This is a genomic window from Paraflavitalea sp., from assembly GCF_059502485.1.
In genome coordinates, this window is sequence record NZ_JCACET010000011.1 from 372,810 (window position 1) to 389,195 (window position 16,386).

Below are 16,386 nucleotides of genomic sequence, written 5' to 3' on the forward strand. Positions count from 1 at the left end.
ATCAGTTTGTTTGATCAGTTATTGGGAATAAGGAAGCTCGATAGTTTCTGCACATTTCCTGGCGCCTAAGCTATATCGGACCAACACACTCACTTTGGAGTCAGCCGGTGGCGATTGAGTAGCCGGCGTGGAAAAACCGAGAGAGATGCCCCTGGTCTGCGCTCGCGGAGCCGTATTGAATGGAGGCACCTCGATAGTTTGCCCGTGCACCGTCAATGATTGAATATTAAGTATGCAGTTCGACTTGTTGACAATGTCGAAGCGAACAACATATTTCCGCTGACCGGCAGCAGGTGGAGCAGCTTGCACTTTACCGGCCAGTGTAAAATCAGCACTCATAACACCACCCTTCGATCCTTTTTCCACCGAGCAATTGCAGGTAGCAGTTATACATTGTGGCGTCACCTTAATAGATATGGCTCGGCTGCAATTCCCATCCCCGCCTGCCGCCGACTTGCTGAAGACCAACAGCCGCACATAATAAGTGCGGTTACAGTCGGGAAAACTGTAGGTCATTTCATTGGAGCCGCTTGTCAATTCATACACCTTCTTGTTTTGATCATCGGCGATGTACAATGTATACCAGGTGCGGCAATTGCTTTTGGATGCAACGACCGGCAGCGTGAACTTCACCGCCTCCAACTGACGGGGCTTTAATTCAAGATCACGGCTTAATGTAATACCTACTGTACCATAAATGGCTTTTGTACCAAGCATCAGGTCAGGCGATACAGCCCCGGTAAAACAATTACAAATGCGTGAGTCGGGCGATTGCGCTGTCAGCCATTGCGTAGCCGTGATCACTCCAATAAGGAGCAATAAGAGTTTCTTCATAACTAATAAATTGATTTAATAAATGATCATGCCGGGTTTCACCTGGTTGGAGTAGAGAGCTCCTTCAATAACAGCATTCTCCGGGCGCCAGTAAACGATCTGTTTGATGTAATCCCCTTTGAGATAGATGCGCCTGCCGTTGTCGATCACAGAATACACATTGGTCTGTCTGTTAAAGCCGTCGATAACCAGATAATGAAGAACACTATTGGGATTCAGGCTTACGGGATCGCTGCTGTTGGCATAAATGTTCCGGATGGTGCGCGATCCCCATCCGGTTAGGATGATCACAGGCTTCCGGTTGTTCAACGCCTGAACAACATGCGTAAGCATTTGATTGGGCCTGGCCTCCACAGCTGTGAAACGGTTATTGATCTCGTTCATCCGGTCGCGCATAGAATTGGGGTCGATACCAATATTATAGCCCGAAACCGAACGGATGGTATTGATGAGATTAGGGGAAGCATCCAGTTTTGCCTTCATTTGCTCGCAGGTATTGGCAAAACCATAAAAGGTCATCACTGTTGAGCTGGCACTGGAGCCGCAGGTATTGACACCACAGGTAGGGCTGGTACTGGCAATGTTCAGCTGTATTTCATTGATAGGATTGCCCAACAGCTTTATAGCAACAGGAGCAAAGAATATCTCTACACCGGTTCTGCTGCCTGCTTCTTCACCATCGACATCTCCTACCACACGTACCACTTCTACGCCCGAACTATGCGGGAGAGGGTTCGTGAGCTCCCAGGCAGAGTTTTGTGCAGCAGTAACAGCCGGCTGTCCATTGGCAAGGAAAAACTGGTCGGCATGGCCATTATTATCTGTAACACTGATATCCATTTTGGTATAACCCGTTCCTGCGCCCAGCGCCTGGATAGTTTGACCGGGATTGCAGTAAAATATAGGCATAACCTTGCTGCCTTCGGCCATGGTCCAGTTGTCTTTCGATTCTTTGGCGCTCATGGTCACCATCGCCAGTATCTGCTGCCTGTCGGAGCTGATCATTAACTGTGCCGTGATACGCATTTGCGGACCATTGCCCCCGAAATCCTTATCACCACCGCTCTTGAAAGGAGGAACAAAAAAAGCAGTTTGCAGTTTATGCAGTGTCACATCACGGGGTTGCGCCAGCACCCCGGCCGGTGTTTTGGTGATGGCTTTGATGACAGGCGTATTACTCTGTTGAGCCCATGCAGGCATCGATAAAAAGAAAGCAAGTGTAAGTTGTAATCCATGTTGGAAGAGTTTCATGACTTAATGATTATGGTAAACAATGCTTTTAACGATGTGAAAGTAGAGATACCTCACACCGTTATCAATGCCATAATCATGGCAGGGCATTAACGCCCGGTAGTCGTGTTGGTGATTTTGTAGATCGCTTCCGTAGCGCTGTTGACCTGGAGTTTGCGGTAGATCTTTTTGATGTGCGAGCGAACAGTTTCAAGTGCTATGCTCAGTTCTTCAGCAATCATCTTGTAGCTGTAACCTTTTATAAGCAGTTGCAGCAATTCCTGCTCCCGGGAAGAAAGCAGCTTTTCTTCTTCGATTTGTGTTTGTGCAGGCCGTGGGAAGAGCGTCAATACTTTTTTGGCGATCGAGCCGGTCATGGGTGCGCCACCGGCGAGTACGTCTTTCAGCGCAGGTATTATCTGATCGAAGCTTTTCTTCAGCAGATAGCCGCTTGCTCCGGCGCAAATAGCATTGAAAATATTGTCGTTGTCCTCAAACACGGTGAGCATGATCACAGGCAGATCGGCATGTTGCTGCCTGATCTTCTTCAATGCCTCGATGCCGTTTACCACGGGCATATCGATATCCATCAATACCACGTCGGGCCGGCATTGAGCTATATCCACCAGCACCGTCTCCGCATTGGGCATAGCAGCCACCAGTTCAATGTCACTTTGCCATTGCAACAGGGAGGAAAGACTGTTGCGCAGACTTTCATTATCCTCATATAAAATAGTCCGGATCATCAGATCGTAAAATTAACCAACGGCCGGTCACCCTCCATCCCATATTTATGGTAGGGGCAGAACGAGGTTTACCTCAGTACCATGGCCATTGCCTGTAATAGTCACCTTTCCACCCAGGCCGGCAGCCCGCTGCTGCATGCTGTAAGTGCCGGTACCGCTGGAAGAAGGCGAACCTTTCCATATTCCATTATCTTTTATACTCATCACCACGTTACCATCCTGCACATCCAGTTTCAGAGCTACTGCAGTAGCTCCCGCATGCTTGACAATATTATTGACAGCTTCTTTGTAGATCAACAACAGCTCTTTGCGATGCTCCATAGGCAGGTATTGGTTCAGCGCAGCATCATTCACCTCCAGGCGCGTTTGTATCTGCTGCGGCTCCAGGGTCTGACCTACATACTCCCGCATGCGGGCAGCCAGATTTTCCACCCTGTCATTGTCCGGGCGGATGGCCCAAACGATATCGCTCATGTTCTGCTGCACGGTTTTACTCTGCTGCGAAATATCGCCCAGCATTTGTTTGGTCTGCCCGGGATTGGCGTCCACCGCAGCGAGCGATACATTACTGAGGATGTTGATACTGGTAAGCGTACTGCCTATTTCATCATGCAGGTCTTTGGATATCCTGTTACGCACCTGTAATAGATTATCCTGTTCCTGTATCTTTTTGCGCAGTTGATAACGATTGAACAGCAACGCCCCCAATAAAGCAAGCAACAAAGTGCCGGCAATAACACCATTGCGCAGCAACCGCTCCCGATCAAGCTGACGCAGGCGGAGCTTCTTTTCGTTTTCAGATATCTGCAATTGCTGTACCGAAAGCAACAACTGTTGCTCGTTGTTCTTATTGAGCAGCACCTGCCTTTCCAACTCATCTTTCTGCTTTGCCAGTGCAACATCGCGCAACTGCTGCTGCTGCTGCAACAATTGGATCTGCGTCTCTTTCTTTTGCGCCTCCAGCTTATTGCCTGCAATAACTACCTGCTGCTTTTCCAGTTCCAGTTGCCGTATCTTCTGTTCTGTTTCAAGACGCGCTATTGCATTGTCCTTTTTCTCTGTTTCATATTTTGTTTGCAGCTCCGCAATGTTGGTGGCCGTTTTTTCATTGACGATGCTATCCTTATAATTATAGGCAGCCTGGGTATGTTGATAAGCCTTTTCAAAGTTGTTGCGCTTAAAATGGAAATCGGCATACTGCGTGTAATAATTCTGGAGCAAAGGTTTATTGCCAAGCTCTTTGGCGGTTGCCGCGCCTTGCGCATACCAGCTTTCAGCATTTACGGAATCATTGATCAAATTGGCCAGGTTGGCCATACCGATATATTGATTGCCGAGCTTAAGGCGATCCCCAACATCCCTGTAGAGTTCTATAGCCTTTTGCTGGAAGGAAATAGCTTCCGTATATTTTTTCTGCTTTGTAAGCAGCATGGCGGTATTGGCATTGGCCTGCGCCATATTACTTTTAACCCCTGTTTTGTTGGCATACTGCAATACCAGTTGCTGATAATGGAGCGCCGAATCCAGCGAAATAGGCGTGTATGCCACAACCAGGTTACCATAAGTTGCGCTCAGCCCTTTGGCGTCCCCTATCTGCGCCCGCATGGAGGCCGACTTTTTGAAAAGACGAATAGCTTCCTCCTTATTACCCATCCGGAAGTTGGTAACGGCAAGGTTACCGGTTGTATTGGCTGCCTCTTTGATATTGTTCAACGATTCCAACAACCGCAAAGCTTCGAGATAAAAGCCCGCAGCTTTGTCATAAGCACCCGTCCGGTCATTGATAAACCCTTTTTCATTCAGGATCATAGCCCGGTAATCGGGATGCTTCTGTTCTGTATAATAGTGCAAAGCCTTGTTGTAACTATTATCCGCGTCCTGGTATTTTGTTTGATTGAGGTAAACCTGTCCCTGCTGCTGGCAGGCAAGGCCAATCATGAAACTATCCTTTAATTGCATACCAATTTGCAAAGGAGCATGCAATTGATCGAGCACTTTACCGGCGCCTTCTTTCTTAAGCGCCAGGTCCGCAATCTTGAGCAGGGCGAAACCCTCCCCTCTTTTCATGCGCTTTTCTGTACTTATAGCAAGCGCCTGCCGGGCCAATCCAAGTGCCGCATCGAGATTACCGGAAAGGTCGGCCTGGTCGGCATCATCCAGCAATTTATAGATGGCAGCAGAATCCCTCACTGTATATACCTGAGCCTGAAGCGGACACACTATTTCAAGGCAGGAAAGAAAGAAGAAAACAGTCAGTAAGATGGCCGCTCGACGCATTGGTTAATTTTGAAATTAAGCAGTCAACAAATGTATCATCCCGCACCCATCCTTAAATACCATATTAGGGTGATGGCCGCATGAATTAAAATTAACTGTAATTTCTATTTCACCAAATTCTTTCCCACGTGTACTATGAAAAGCGGTGATACCTGCTTCTGCAATAAATAATCCGTAAAATGCAATCCGGCTGATGGCAAACTGCCTACGTTTGCATAAGTCATTAAAAACAACACATTATGAGCCAGCCATTATTTGTAAAGAACACCATTACCATCAACGCTCCGGCCGCCACCGTATGGGATGCCCTGGTAAATCCGGCACAGACCAAAAAGTACATGTTTGGCTGTGAAACAGTGTCCGACTGGAAACCCGGCAGCAGCCTGGAGTGGAAAGGTGAATACGAAGGAAAAGAAATGATTTTTGTTAAAGGAACTATCCTGGAGATCAACCCCGGCAAATTTCTGGCCTATACCACCATCGATCCCCACTCCAATATCGACGACGTGTCAGAAAACTACCTCACCGTCACCTATGACCTGAAACCAGAAAACGGTCATACCGTGTTGACAGTAACACAAGGCGACTACTCCAAAGTAGCAGAAGGCGAGAGAAGATACAATGAGGCGTGGAACAATGGCGAAGGCTGGAACCCGATCTTGGTACAGATCAAGGCATTGGTAGAGCAACAAGGCGCTACGGCAGCCTCCTGAGCACCTATTTAATCAAACCAAAAGTATTTCCAATGTGGGTGGTCTGTTGTGCCAGAGGCATACCAGCCCTGATTGGGAGCCGACGTGTCAAAGCCAGGCAGCAGCCAGGCAACATGGCTGTATGACCTATGCTCATCGAGCGGGTTATACACGATCCACTCCCGGGTGCCAAAACGATCCAACAGAAAGCGCGGCTGTTCAAAAGAAAGGTTATATCCATCACCTTGCAAGGCATAATGGTATTTTTCAACACCGGCCACACCAGGGTAATAATCCTTGTTTTGCGCCTGCAATGACAGCGGATAACGTCCATGGTGAGCATGATACTGCCCAATGTCACCAATAAATGCTTCCGCATGGGCGATCGCGCGATTTTTGCTATACTGCATCATTGGCTTTGCCAGCACCAATTGAAAAAACAAGGAGAGTACAGGCAAGGTGACCAGATACCAGGGTGTACAATTAAACAGGTGGCTGTGTGTCGACTTTAGCTTTTTCAATTTCGGTATTTGCCAGAGAAGTACATACACCCACACTACGACAGTAAGAATCCCAAAAGCATTTCCCACGCTTAATGCCGCAAACAGGGCAATGATCAACGCAACAAACGTTGCCAGCACCAAATAAGTAATGACAAAAGCAACCTTGTACCGGGGCATTAGTAGCCATAGCAGGCCAACCAAAGAAAGAGGTAATCCAACTACTCCAAACACCTGCGCCATAGTAGATAACGGCACAGCCAAAGGATCATATTTACCGGGAAGAAAAGGGTATATTATGCATACAATGAGCAATACTGTTATGCCTGCAATAAAAATAATATGCCGGACAATACCCATGATGCAAAGATACTCAAACCCACTTGTTTTTATGGGCCAGACTTATTACCTGCGCCCTTGAATTGACATGCAGCTTATCGTAAATATTGGCAATGTGCTTGCGGACAGTCAGTACACTCAACCCGGCTTCAACGGCAATCCTCTTGGCATCCCAGCCATTTACCATGTACTGAAGGATCTCCTTTTCCCGGTCGGTAACATTTACCAGGATTTCGTTGTTGGCAGCCGGCGCCTGCGTCAGCTCCGGAGTACGACTCAACAATTGCAGCGCCTTGCGGGCAATGGCCGGGCTCATAGGAGCACCTCCGGTTTGCAACACTTCAACGATGGCGTTTTCCAGCATGGCAGCGGGCTCATGTTTCAACATATAACCAGACGCCCCCGCCCGGATCGCTTCAAATAATTTAGCATCGTCGTCAAAAACTGTGAGGACGATAAAATGAATGGTGGGATATAACGACTTTGCAATACGAATCGTTTCAATGCCATTCAATTCAGGCATTTCCAGGTCCATGAATATCACCTGTGGTAAACCGGTATGCGACAATCCTTTCAACTGCTCCAGGCATTCATTGCCGTTGAAAGCAGTGAACACCAGCTCCATCTTGCCCGACAGCTTCAGCTTTTGCATAAAGGTGTTTCTGTTCACCGCATTGTCTTCTACCAGGGCTACTTTAAACTCCATAACACGCTTTTTTAATAAGTTAATCTTCCATAGAACGGACCACCACGGCAGTACCGCCGCCATTCACGCCTTCCCAGCTAATATGCCAGCCGGAAATACCGGCCCGGTCCTTCATATTCCGGAGGCCATTGCCGGAAACAGTATGTCCATTATGCCCTGTTGAGCTCATCCCTCTTCCATAATCTATGACTGCTATCTCCCATTGCTCACCACCAGTTACCTGCACGGTCAGCAATTGAGTTCCACTATGCTTCACCGCATTGGTAACCGCTTCCTGGATCACCTGAAAGAGGTGGAATGCCTGCGTAGGTGGCAATTCAACATCATCACCGATATGCTCCTCCACTTCCATCTCGATGCCGGGATAGCTTTTCCGGAGACGATTCAGGAAAAGCTTGAGCCGGTCGCTGATGGCCGTCAGGGTAAGCGAATCTTTATTCAAGGCCCAAATGGTATCGCTCAACTGGGCCACCATCGTTTGCGAATTATTATTCAACTCCTGCAAAGCGGTGGCATGCTGTGTTCCCAGTTGTTCCGATTGCAGCACATCGAGGTTGGAAGCAATAGAAGCAGCATAAGCCCCCAGGTTATCATGCAGATCGGCTGCTATCCGCTTGCGTTCATTCTCTTCGGCATCTGCTATCGCCTGAACCGTCAGCAGCTTTTCATGTTCAATGGCTTTGGTCACTTTCAGCTTTTGCTTTTTGCGATAATCCCTGAACAGAAAGAAAACAATAACAGCAATAATAATCGCAATACTAAGTGACAGCAGCAGCATGTTATTCTTCTGCACAATGGTGAGGTTTTGCTGCATGATAGTATTCTCCTTCTTCTGCACCTCATATTTGGTTTGAACTTCTGCAATAGCCAACTCTTCACGTGCTTCTGCCAAAGTATCCTTGGCCAGGATGATCTGCTCCAGTGTTTGCTGATAGAGGTTCACATCCCCTTTCAGCTTATAACACCTGGCCAGTTGCTGGTAGTAAAGCAAGCGCATACTGAGGTTATTGGTAAGGAGTACTCCTTTCTCCGGCTTTGCCTCATACAAGTCGCCCCGCCTCAACATCGTGTTACAAAACTCAATCGCTTTATCCAATTGATGAGAAGTAATATAAAAATCGATCAGGGAAATATTATCGTCTACCCAAACGCCGCCATCATGTGTCGACTTGCGCACCTCGATCATATCTTTCAACGCCGACTCGGCGCCTGCCAAATCCCCTTTCTTAAGCAATATCCTCGACTGCCGTTGTAACGCCAGTGCAAGACTCATCAGGTTTTGTTGCGCTTTGAAAAGACGTACGCCACTTTCGATATAATAAACGGCTGAATCCAATCGATTATCAAGGAAATACCCTTCAGATAGGTTGACGTAAATAGCGGCCCTCACCGCATCAAAGCGTGCATCGCTTGTCAAAAAACCTTTCGCCTTGTTCAACCATCCCAATGCCACTTGCGGCGACTCACGCAGCAGCGCTATAGAGCCTATCGTATTAAGGTTGGTGGTAATGACAATAGTATCATTGTATTGCTCTGCCTCGTTCACCAGCTTGTACAATACATCCAGCGCCTCGGGCAGCTTCATTTTACTGGAAAAATACAATGCCTGCCGTCGGGCTGCTTTGAAATACACAGCTCTTTCGGCAGGCACCGTAACTGAGTTATTCTTTAATACCGGGGCAATAGTCGCCAGCGCGCTGTCGCCCCATCCCCACCTGTAGTAATCATCCGCTACCGCAATAGCCGCCAGATCGATCAGTTTCTCATCACCCACCTTCTTCGATAATTCCAGCGCCTTGAACGAATAATAATCCAACGTATCGCGGTTCAGGCTCTGGTACTCTTCACACAGATTGATCATGGCTACCAACTCCTGCCGCTCAGTCTTTGCCTTATAGATCATCGACAGCAAACTGTCAATAGTCTTCGTTTGTGCAGTAGCCATACATACACAAAGCATAGGGGCAATGACAGATAAAACAAAGCGGTTCATGCGGTAATAAATATACTCTTTTTCTGCTATTGACTACATTGTCCGGCAATTATCTGCTGAACAGTCGGATTGTAAGCATTCCCTGTCACCTGGTATGAGCCGGTATTGCCTCCGCCTTTCACGACTTTGGTGATACCACACAAATTGCGCAGGATGGTATTTGCATTGATGAAAATGCCGGTGGTAGCACCTTCCACATTGGCCAGTCCATCCACATTCGTCAGCTTATTGTTGCCACTCACCGTCATGCCATTCTTCATAGACGTGATCTTTTCCAGCCCCTGCAAGTCTTTCAACTCGGGATTGCGCACGAAGTAAATACCTGCCACTGTGGTAAGCGATGTAAATCCTTTGACCGAGGTCAGCTTCGTGTTATCAGCGATCTGGATCAGCCTGTTTTCATTCATGCCCGATGATTTCAGTTTGCCAAACCCTTCCAGCCCTGTAAGCCCCGTGGTAATGATCCTGAAATCCTGCCCAATGCTTTCCAGGTTGGCAAAACCAGAAATATCTGTCAGACTCTTACCGCCAATATTGAACATAGCACCTACGGTCTTCAGTTGCGTAAACCCTTTAATACTATTCAACGGCCCATCAAAACCAACCAATCCGTCACCTGATCCTGCCGCAGTTTCCAGCCCCAAAGAATAGTTCACTTTGGTGAGTTTATTGAAACCATTGATGGTTTTCAGTTTTATACTGGCGCCCGGAATATTGGCATTGGAGATACTAAGATCACCATCCACGATCTCCAGGTTATTGAACCCATCGAGATTAGTGATGCCCGGACAGTTAGTGATCGTAAACCGTCCACAACTTTTTAAAGCTGGCAGATCGAAGGTGCTTAATGCCTGCACCGTTTCATAACCACCATTCAGGTTAAAGCCATTGGGCAGCGTTTCCAGCGCATTCATGTTCACAGAAGATAACTTCACATTGTGCGTAAGATCCACCGATACCGCCTCTTTAAATTTCGGCATGCTAAGGCTGGCAAGGTTTCCATTATCCTTGCACGATACACTGCCTTTTTCATACAACGGGAAGCTGGCAGTGACAAGAGCCCCATTAAGATGAATGGTAAGTCCACCCGTAGATTTCAACTTATTACTTACGGGAGTAATGTCCGTAAGCGCATCATTCCTGGTCAATGACACCCAATCAGTCATATCAGCCGGAATATTGATACCATCGAGGGAAGTTAATTTAGGACATTGATCGATCGTAAGCCGGGCAGTACACACAATATTCTTCAACCCACTTACAGACGTCATTGATGGATTATCTACCAGCGTCATCCCCCAGCCTCCCAACGTGCCGCTGGCGCCGGAGAACACGTTGAGGTTTTCGAGCAGCGTATTGGTGATCTCGATATTACCACACTTGTCTACCGATTTCAGATTAGGCATAGAAAACGTCTTCAACACCGGGTTGCTCGTGATACTGATATTATCGTTGCCCAATGGACTGACACTTTCTACGGAAGGCAGCGTAAGACCAACCAATGAATAATTGTGATTGATGTGAATGCCCTGCAGACTCTTACTGGCCAGTTTGGGAAAAGCCGCATTGGTCAGCTGACCATTGGCAACTATCGTGAGGAAAGACATATTCTCCAACTCAGCCAATCCACCAAGGCTACTAAAAGTATTACTCCGAAGCTCAAGCCCCCATACCTTTTTAAGACTTATAATGCCTCCGAGATCGCTCATGTTGGAAATATACAGCATACCCGTTACTTCCGTATAAGCAGAGTCAATGAACTTTTTCAAAGTAGCGGCATCATTAATTAAATAATTACCCTGAAACACTTTGCCTGTTCCTGTTCCGGGATTACCGGTACCGGGAGTATTACATACAGATACAGGAGCCTGTATCATATGCGCCACCGAAGGATTGACATTGATAGCCAGATCCTGGCTTTTTTTGCCGGCAGCTACATCATACACGGTGAGCACCACATTATCTACCCGGCTTGGCAGCGCATTGTAAAACACATATTGCGCAGTAAAACGTCCTTCTGTACCAAAAATGGGGGCCGTGGTGCTTTTGACTATCGTATTGCCACTGCGCATGCTCATGAATACATAACCTGTGGTAACAGGCCTGTTTTCACAATTCACCGCTTTACCATTTACATTCACAACGGTTTCGCCACTACCACCACCTCCACCACCTTGCGGCGGAATCGTGATAGTAATAGTCGATGGCGGATTAGTGGGCGTCACCTCTACAGTAACACTTTCCTGCTCTGTCGCAAAGGTGGGTGCTGAGGGTGGTACCTCATCATCCGTTGGTGAGTAATTGGTATTCCTGGGATAGTCTGGCCCCCCGGGCTGTACCGGCGTAACAGTTACTTCCATCACATCCGTCATAGTAGGCAGCGGAAAAGTAACAGTACTGGTTGCCTGAGGTGTACTGCTGGACTGATCACGCACAGGAGGAGGAAAAGTATTGGTGTACAACGTTGTTTTTGTCTTTTTATCTTTCACCGTCACTACAAAATCGGGCGGACGGCTCAGGATATTATCGAGGTCTTCGGGTGGTGTGCTGGAAAGCTTGGACAACATCCACCGCAATATCATAGGCAGATTCATCAGCGGATTCCAGTGGTCATAGTTCCAGATGGAGAAATGCGATACTTTGCCTACATACTTCCCGTTCTGGTAAGTACCACTTCCCTCCTGTTTCCAGATACCTTTTGTTTCATCGAAATACCACATCGCGATAGTGGGCGTAGCACTGGCCTGTAAGTTTTGAGGAACAGGCAGCGTAACAGTTGCCTGCACACCGGCCTTGATCTTTAGTTTTTTGCCGTTATCATCCAGCAGGTCTATATGCGACATACCATATGAGATCAAAGCCCCTCTTTTGTTTTCGGAATTATCAGCCGCCATGTCGCCCGGCATCCGTGCAAAGAAGTCCGGACTGGTAGGATTGATATAATTGGCTACTACATTGATCGTTCCGGTGTAGCCTTCCACTGCATTGGCCGGCAGTTCTATTCTGGTGCCACCTTTGGATTCCACGAATCCGCCTGTAGAAGCCTTGATGGTGCCAATACTTTTTTGCGCCAGCATTTTGATCAATGGAGGTCTCGATGTGCCATCCTTGACAGGCTGAAAAATGCGCGAACCACCAAAGTAGCCAGCTTTAGTGGCTGTAATGTAAGCGCGCGCCTGGTCGAGCATGACATTGTTGATCACAAAAACGCCATTGTCATCCGTCAGGGCTGTTTTGCCGCCACCGGCAACGGTGACGCCCGACAAAGGTTTGTCCTGCTCATCCACTACCCTGCCAAACATACTGGTGCTGACCAGTACGCCTTCCTTGGGTAGTCCGGGAATGGGCGGATCATTCTTACCCGGATGATCATTTTTCTGGCAACCATTGCTGATCACCAGCAGTATAAGAAAGGAGAAAAGAAAAACCTGTTTCATATTTCTACGCTTTAGAAGATGATTTGATGGTCCAAAAATCTAATCTTCAGCCTGCGTGGGAAATACTCAATTTGTAGTACAGGACAACCTTAAAGCACTAACCCCTTCAGATCCAGCGACCTGAAGGGGTTAGTATTGGGCTTATAGCTCTCTATAGTTGGAACGCCTCGATATAGTTAGAATTTATATCCGATCGAAAAACGCCAGTTCGTACCCGGCATAGCGATGTAAACATACTCCCCTGAAGTGCCCAGCGTATAATTGTAATTACCAATGACATTAAACTCATTGGTGATATTATCTACATTCAATCCGAAATTGAGCCTTTTGATCCGGTATGACAGTGAAGCATTCAGACTCTTATAATCAGGCAATGTCGCCTGCGCATCTGAAGCGGCCTTCTTAGTAGTGAAAGTATATTGGTCAGCATAATATGAACCGCCCAATCCAATTCCAAGGCCATTAAGCGCTCCATCCACGAAGTTGTATTTCACCCATGCATTGGCTGTATGCAAAGGCGTTTGTTGCCGCTGCCCTACCAGGGCTGCATTATTATCCTTCGTAATCTTTGCATCCGTATAAGCATAATTCATTACAATGCTGGTATTCCTGTCAATCAACCCCATCACATCAAACTCGATCCCTTTACTCTTTACCGAACCTGTCTGGATATTGAACCCGGGATTGTTGATATCGGCAGTAAGTGCATTGTTCTTGGTAATACTATACACGGCCACTTGTGTAAGCAGACGCCTGTTGAACCACTCACGCTTAATACCTACTTCAAGATTATTTCCCCGTAACGGCTCGAATCGCTCACCGGCAGCATTCGTACCGGTTTGCGCCACAAAAGCACGGTCATACAAAGCGTATATGGAAAGGTCATTCAGCGGCTGCAACACGATACCCGCGCGCGGCGTAAATACGCCGTCCTTCAGCGCATCGCGGCTGGGACTATTTTCGTAATGCGTAAACCTTCCACCTACAGTAAGCTGCAACCAGGGGGTGATCCTGATATCATCCTGCAAAGTAAAAGCCTGCCATAAAACTTTGCTGGGAGAAGCCCAGGGTACAGCCGATTCATTCATCAGCGTGTCGATACCAACACTAAGCCCATAAACTGGCTTGTTGACATTTATAGGCAACACATTCAGCAAGCTTACAAAAGCAGACTTATTCTCTACTACTCCCCCATCGAATCCAAACAACAGCTTGTGCTCAAGTTTTCCTGTTTTCACGTTTCCGTTCAAAAATACCTGCCCGGTAGTATTGGTGCTTCTGCGGGCAAGATAACGGTAGTTCCTTGGCAGCAGATCGTTGGCATTGACAACTGCTGTAGAGTAAAACAACGTACCATATTGATCGGCATATTGTACGCCCAGCTGAGCGGTCAGCTTCCAGTTATCATCGAGCTTATGCTGTAAGTTGATGTAACCGTAATGATTGGTCAGGTGCATCGGATCAGCCAGCGGATCTTCGATCGTAAAACTTCTTCTCAGAAACTTGCCATTCCTCGTAGGCACCTGGGCAAATGTTCCATTCACCGTCACCTTGTCAAAGTTATATTCAAGCGTCAGCGCTGTGTTATCATTAAAATCATAACGGATAACAGGAGCAATAGACAACCTGTTATTGATGCCATAATCAAGATGAGTACCTGATTTTTGGCCCATGATATTTAACCGGTAACTAAATTGCTTGTCCTTGCCGGCAGTACTGCCAAAATCAATGCCGCCCCTGAACAACCCATAACTGCCTGTAGTGAAATTTACACCCGCATGAGTTTTGCCAAGCGGCTTCTTGGTCACCACATTATACATGCCGCCAGGCTCTCCCTGCGCCAGCATAAAACCCGCAGGCCCTTTAATGAATTCGATGCTTTCTATATAGCTCGCATCTTCCTGTAGCACACCACCACCACTGGTATTCATTCCATTCCTCAACTTGTTGGAAGAAGCCCGCGTGCCACGGATATTAAAATCGGTGTAAATACCAACGTAAGGGAAAATGCTGGTAACGCCGCTCACGTTTTTGGCAGCATCGGTCACCACAAAAACCTGCTGATCTTCCAACACATTCTTGTTCACAGCAATGATGCTTTGAGGTGTCTCCATTACAGAAGTTTGAATGCGCAGCGAAGAAGACGGTTGATCATCCTTATAAGTTGTTCTTTGTGAGCGAACGATCACCTCCTGCATGACATTCGAACTCTCTTTTAAAGTAATATCAGGCACAGTATTATTACCACTGGTTACTTCCACCTTGATCTTTTGCGTTTGCAACCCTGCAAAACTCACGATCAGTATATGTGATCCAAGACTCACCCGCTTCAATTCGAAAGAACCATCGGCAGCAGAGACTGTTCCCTTTGAAGAACCGGCCAACACAATACTTACACCTTCGGCAGCCTGGCCATCGGCAGTTACTATTTTACCTTTAATAGTGCCTTCCTGTGAAGCTTGTGCAAATGAGGAGAATGAAGAGAACAAAAGAATAATAACAAGGCATAACAGCCCTGGAGATATTGCTATTTTCATGATCAGTTAGTATTTGAGGCGCGAAGTAATTGCACCAACAAATCTTATACAGTTTATAGCGGGAAAAAGTCTTTGCGAGATGTGGAAATTCAAATATTACTTCGTTTGCTGATAAGTATTAGTTGTGTCGCACACACACATCAGCCTTACATATGCAGTAATTGTTACTACTGTTGTATAGCATATTGACTTATCGAAGCTTACTTTTCTTGTTATAACGTCCACGATATAAGTTCAACAGGTCGTATAATTGTTTCTGATCTGTTTCGAGGTCATCAATTTGTACCTCGGCTGATCCTCCGGGATAGTCATAAACGAGATAGTAATTGGTAGTTTTACCGCAACGCTTGTCAACAACATCTTCATCAAGAATATCATTCCATGCATAAAAAGGAGTAGATGCCGTTTGAATACCTTTATCACTCAGGACTATTTGTGGTTCCGTATTTGTAGCTTGCTTGTACTCTTTATAAGCCAGAAAACCTCCGAGTACAATACCAATGATGCCAATAATAAAGTTATCCGTAGCGACTAAGAAATATATGCCCCCACCCATAATCGCCAGCATAACAGCCATCTCAAAGAAGTTCTTGCTCCTGGAATAGCGAATGATCGTTTCGGACGGCACAGTGACGTCATCCGTAAAAAGGTCTTCCTTGTCAAACTTGCTTTGTAGGGACTCCCATTTTTCACGATCTATCGCCGACCAGATCTCTGTTTTGTTCCAGAAACTATAGTCGGACCAGATCAGCTTCTCTTTCACCGCGCGCTTTTTTAGCTCATGCACATTACGGACATTTTCAAAAGCCCACACCTTCCATTTGGTGATCGTAATACTCCAGTAAAGCCAGCCGAGGCCAATGGCCAGTACTATTCCTATTGGAATGGTCCAGGCTGGCAGGATATTTTGGAAGCCTACATAAACGACGCCAGCAATGCCTCCTATAATGAAAAGAATGACAGGGAGATTGATCGTCCGTTGCGCTTTCGCAATCGCCTGATCTACAGTTACAGTTTCGTACACGGTAAAGGGTTTGAATCAAATGTACTGCTTACGCAAAGCTCCTGCAAGTGCCAGCCACACCGACTGCACTT

General features: G+C 46.9%; 11 protein-coding genes. 1 reads left to right on the top strand and 10 read right to left on the bottom strand.

Annotated elements, in window-relative coordinates; translation table 11 throughout:
• Positions 1-18: 18 nt before the first annotated feature.
• The 4 genes from AC5JBY_RS29325 to AC5JBY_RS29340 form a co-directional block, all read right to left on the bottom strand.
• The gene (locus AC5JBY_RS29325; RefSeq protein ID WP_495908253.1) at positions 19-834 is read right to left on the bottom strand and encodes a hypothetical protein; all 816 of its coding nucleotides are present in this window, start codon (positions 832-834) and stop codon (positions 19-21) included.
• Between the two features lie 15 nt (positions 835-849).
• A complete protein-coding gene (locus tag AC5JBY_RS29330; protein ID WP_495908254.1) occupies positions 850-2,085 on the bottom strand; it encodes a C39 family peptidase in 1,236 nt (411 codons plus the stop codon).
• Between the two features lie 89 nt (positions 2,086-2,174).
• A complete protein-coding gene (locus AC5JBY_RS29335; protein ID WP_495908255.1) occupies positions 2,175-2,810 on the bottom strand; it encodes a response regulator in 636 nt (211 codons plus the stop codon).
• A gap of 45 nt (positions 2,811-2,855) precedes the next feature.
• Positions 2,856-5,087: an ATP-binding protein gene (locus tag AC5JBY_RS29340; protein ID WP_495908256.1), complete on the bottom strand. Its 2,232-nt coding sequence runs from the start codon at positions 5,085-5,087 to the stop codon at positions 2,856-2,858.
• A 239-nt stretch (positions 5,088-5,326) separates the two neighbouring features.
• Between AC5JBY_RS29340 and AC5JBY_RS29345 the strand changes: the two genes are divergently transcribed.
• Positions 5,327-5,800: an SRPBCC domain-containing protein gene (locus AC5JBY_RS29345; protein WP_495908257.1), complete on the top strand. Its 474-nt coding sequence runs from the start codon at positions 5,327-5,329 to the stop codon at positions 5,798-5,800.
• 8 nt (positions 5,801-5,808) lie between these two features.
• Here AC5JBY_RS29345 and AC5JBY_RS29350 read toward each other — a convergent pair whose 3' ends face one another.
• From AC5JBY_RS29350 to AC5JBY_RS29375, 6 genes are all read right to left on the bottom strand, one after another.
• Entirely contained in the window at positions 5,809-6,543 is a 735-nt protein-coding gene (locus AC5JBY_RS29350) for a hypothetical protein (protein WP_495908258.1), read from the bottom strand.
• 109 nt (positions 6,544-6,652) lie between these two features.
• The gene (locus AC5JBY_RS29355) at positions 6,653-7,324 is read right to left on the bottom strand and encodes a response regulator (RefSeq protein WP_495908259.1); all 672 of its coding nucleotides are present in this window, start codon (positions 7,322-7,324) and stop codon (positions 6,653-6,655) included.
• 19 nt (positions 7,325-7,343) lie between these two features.
• A complete protein-coding gene (locus AC5JBY_RS29360; RefSeq protein ID WP_495908260.1) occupies positions 7,344-9,317 on the bottom strand; it encodes a sensor histidine kinase in 1,974 nt (657 codons plus the stop codon).
• Positions 9,318-9,343: 26 nt separating this feature from the next.
• Complete coding sequence (locus tag AC5JBY_RS29365; RefSeq protein ID WP_495908261.1) at positions 9,344-12,754, bottom strand: carboxypeptidase-like regulatory domain-containing protein; 3,411 nt, start codon at positions 12,752-12,754, stop codon at positions 9,344-9,346.
• 176 nt (positions 12,755-12,930) lie between these two features.
• Complete coding sequence (locus AC5JBY_RS29370; protein WP_495908262.1) at positions 12,931-15,291, bottom strand: TonB-dependent siderophore receptor; 2,361 nt, start codon at positions 15,289-15,291, stop codon at positions 12,931-12,933.
• Positions 15,292-15,481: 190 nt separating this feature from the next.
• Entirely contained in the window at positions 15,482-16,315 is an 834-nt protein-coding gene (locus AC5JBY_RS29375; protein ID WP_495908263.1) for a hypothetical protein, read from the bottom strand.
• Between the last annotated feature and the right edge of the window lie 71 nt (positions 16,316-16,386).

Bases quoted from the DNA above. Each gene is read 5' to 3' on its own strand.
- AC5JBY_RS29325 (WP_495908253.1), bottom strand. From the start codon at position 834: ATGAAGAAACTCTTATTGCTCCTTATTGGAGTGATCACGGCTACGCAA.
- AC5JBY_RS29330 (WP_495908254.1), bottom strand. From the start codon at position 2,085: ATGAAACTCTTCCAACATGGATTACAACTTACACTTGCTTTCTTTTTA.
- AC5JBY_RS29335 (WP_495908255.1), bottom strand. From the start codon at position 2,810: ATGATCCGGACTATTTTATATGAGGATAATGAAAGTCTGCGCAACAGT.
- AC5JBY_RS29340 (WP_495908256.1), bottom strand. From the start codon at position 5,087: ATGCGTCGAGCGGCCATCTTACTGACTGTTTTCTTCTTTCTTTCCTGC.
- AC5JBY_RS29345 (WP_495908257.1), top strand. From the start codon at position 5,327: ATGAGCCAGCCATTATTTGTAAAGAACACCATTACCATCAACGCTCCG.
- AC5JBY_RS29355 (WP_495908259.1), bottom strand. From the start codon at position 7,324: ATGGAGTTTAAAGTAGCCCTGGTAGAAGACAATGCGGTGAACAGAAAC.
- AC5JBY_RS29360 (WP_495908260.1), bottom strand. From the start codon at position 9,317: ATGAACCGCTTTGTTTTATCTGTCATTGCCCCTATGCTTTGTGTATGT.
- AC5JBY_RS29365 (WP_495908261.1), bottom strand. From the start codon at position 12,754: ATGAAACAGGTTTTTCTTTTCTCCTTTCTTATACTGCTGGTGATCAGC.
- AC5JBY_RS29370 (WP_495908262.1), bottom strand. From the start codon at position 15,291: ATGAAAATAGCAATATCTCCAGGGCTGTTATGCCTTGTTATTATTCTT.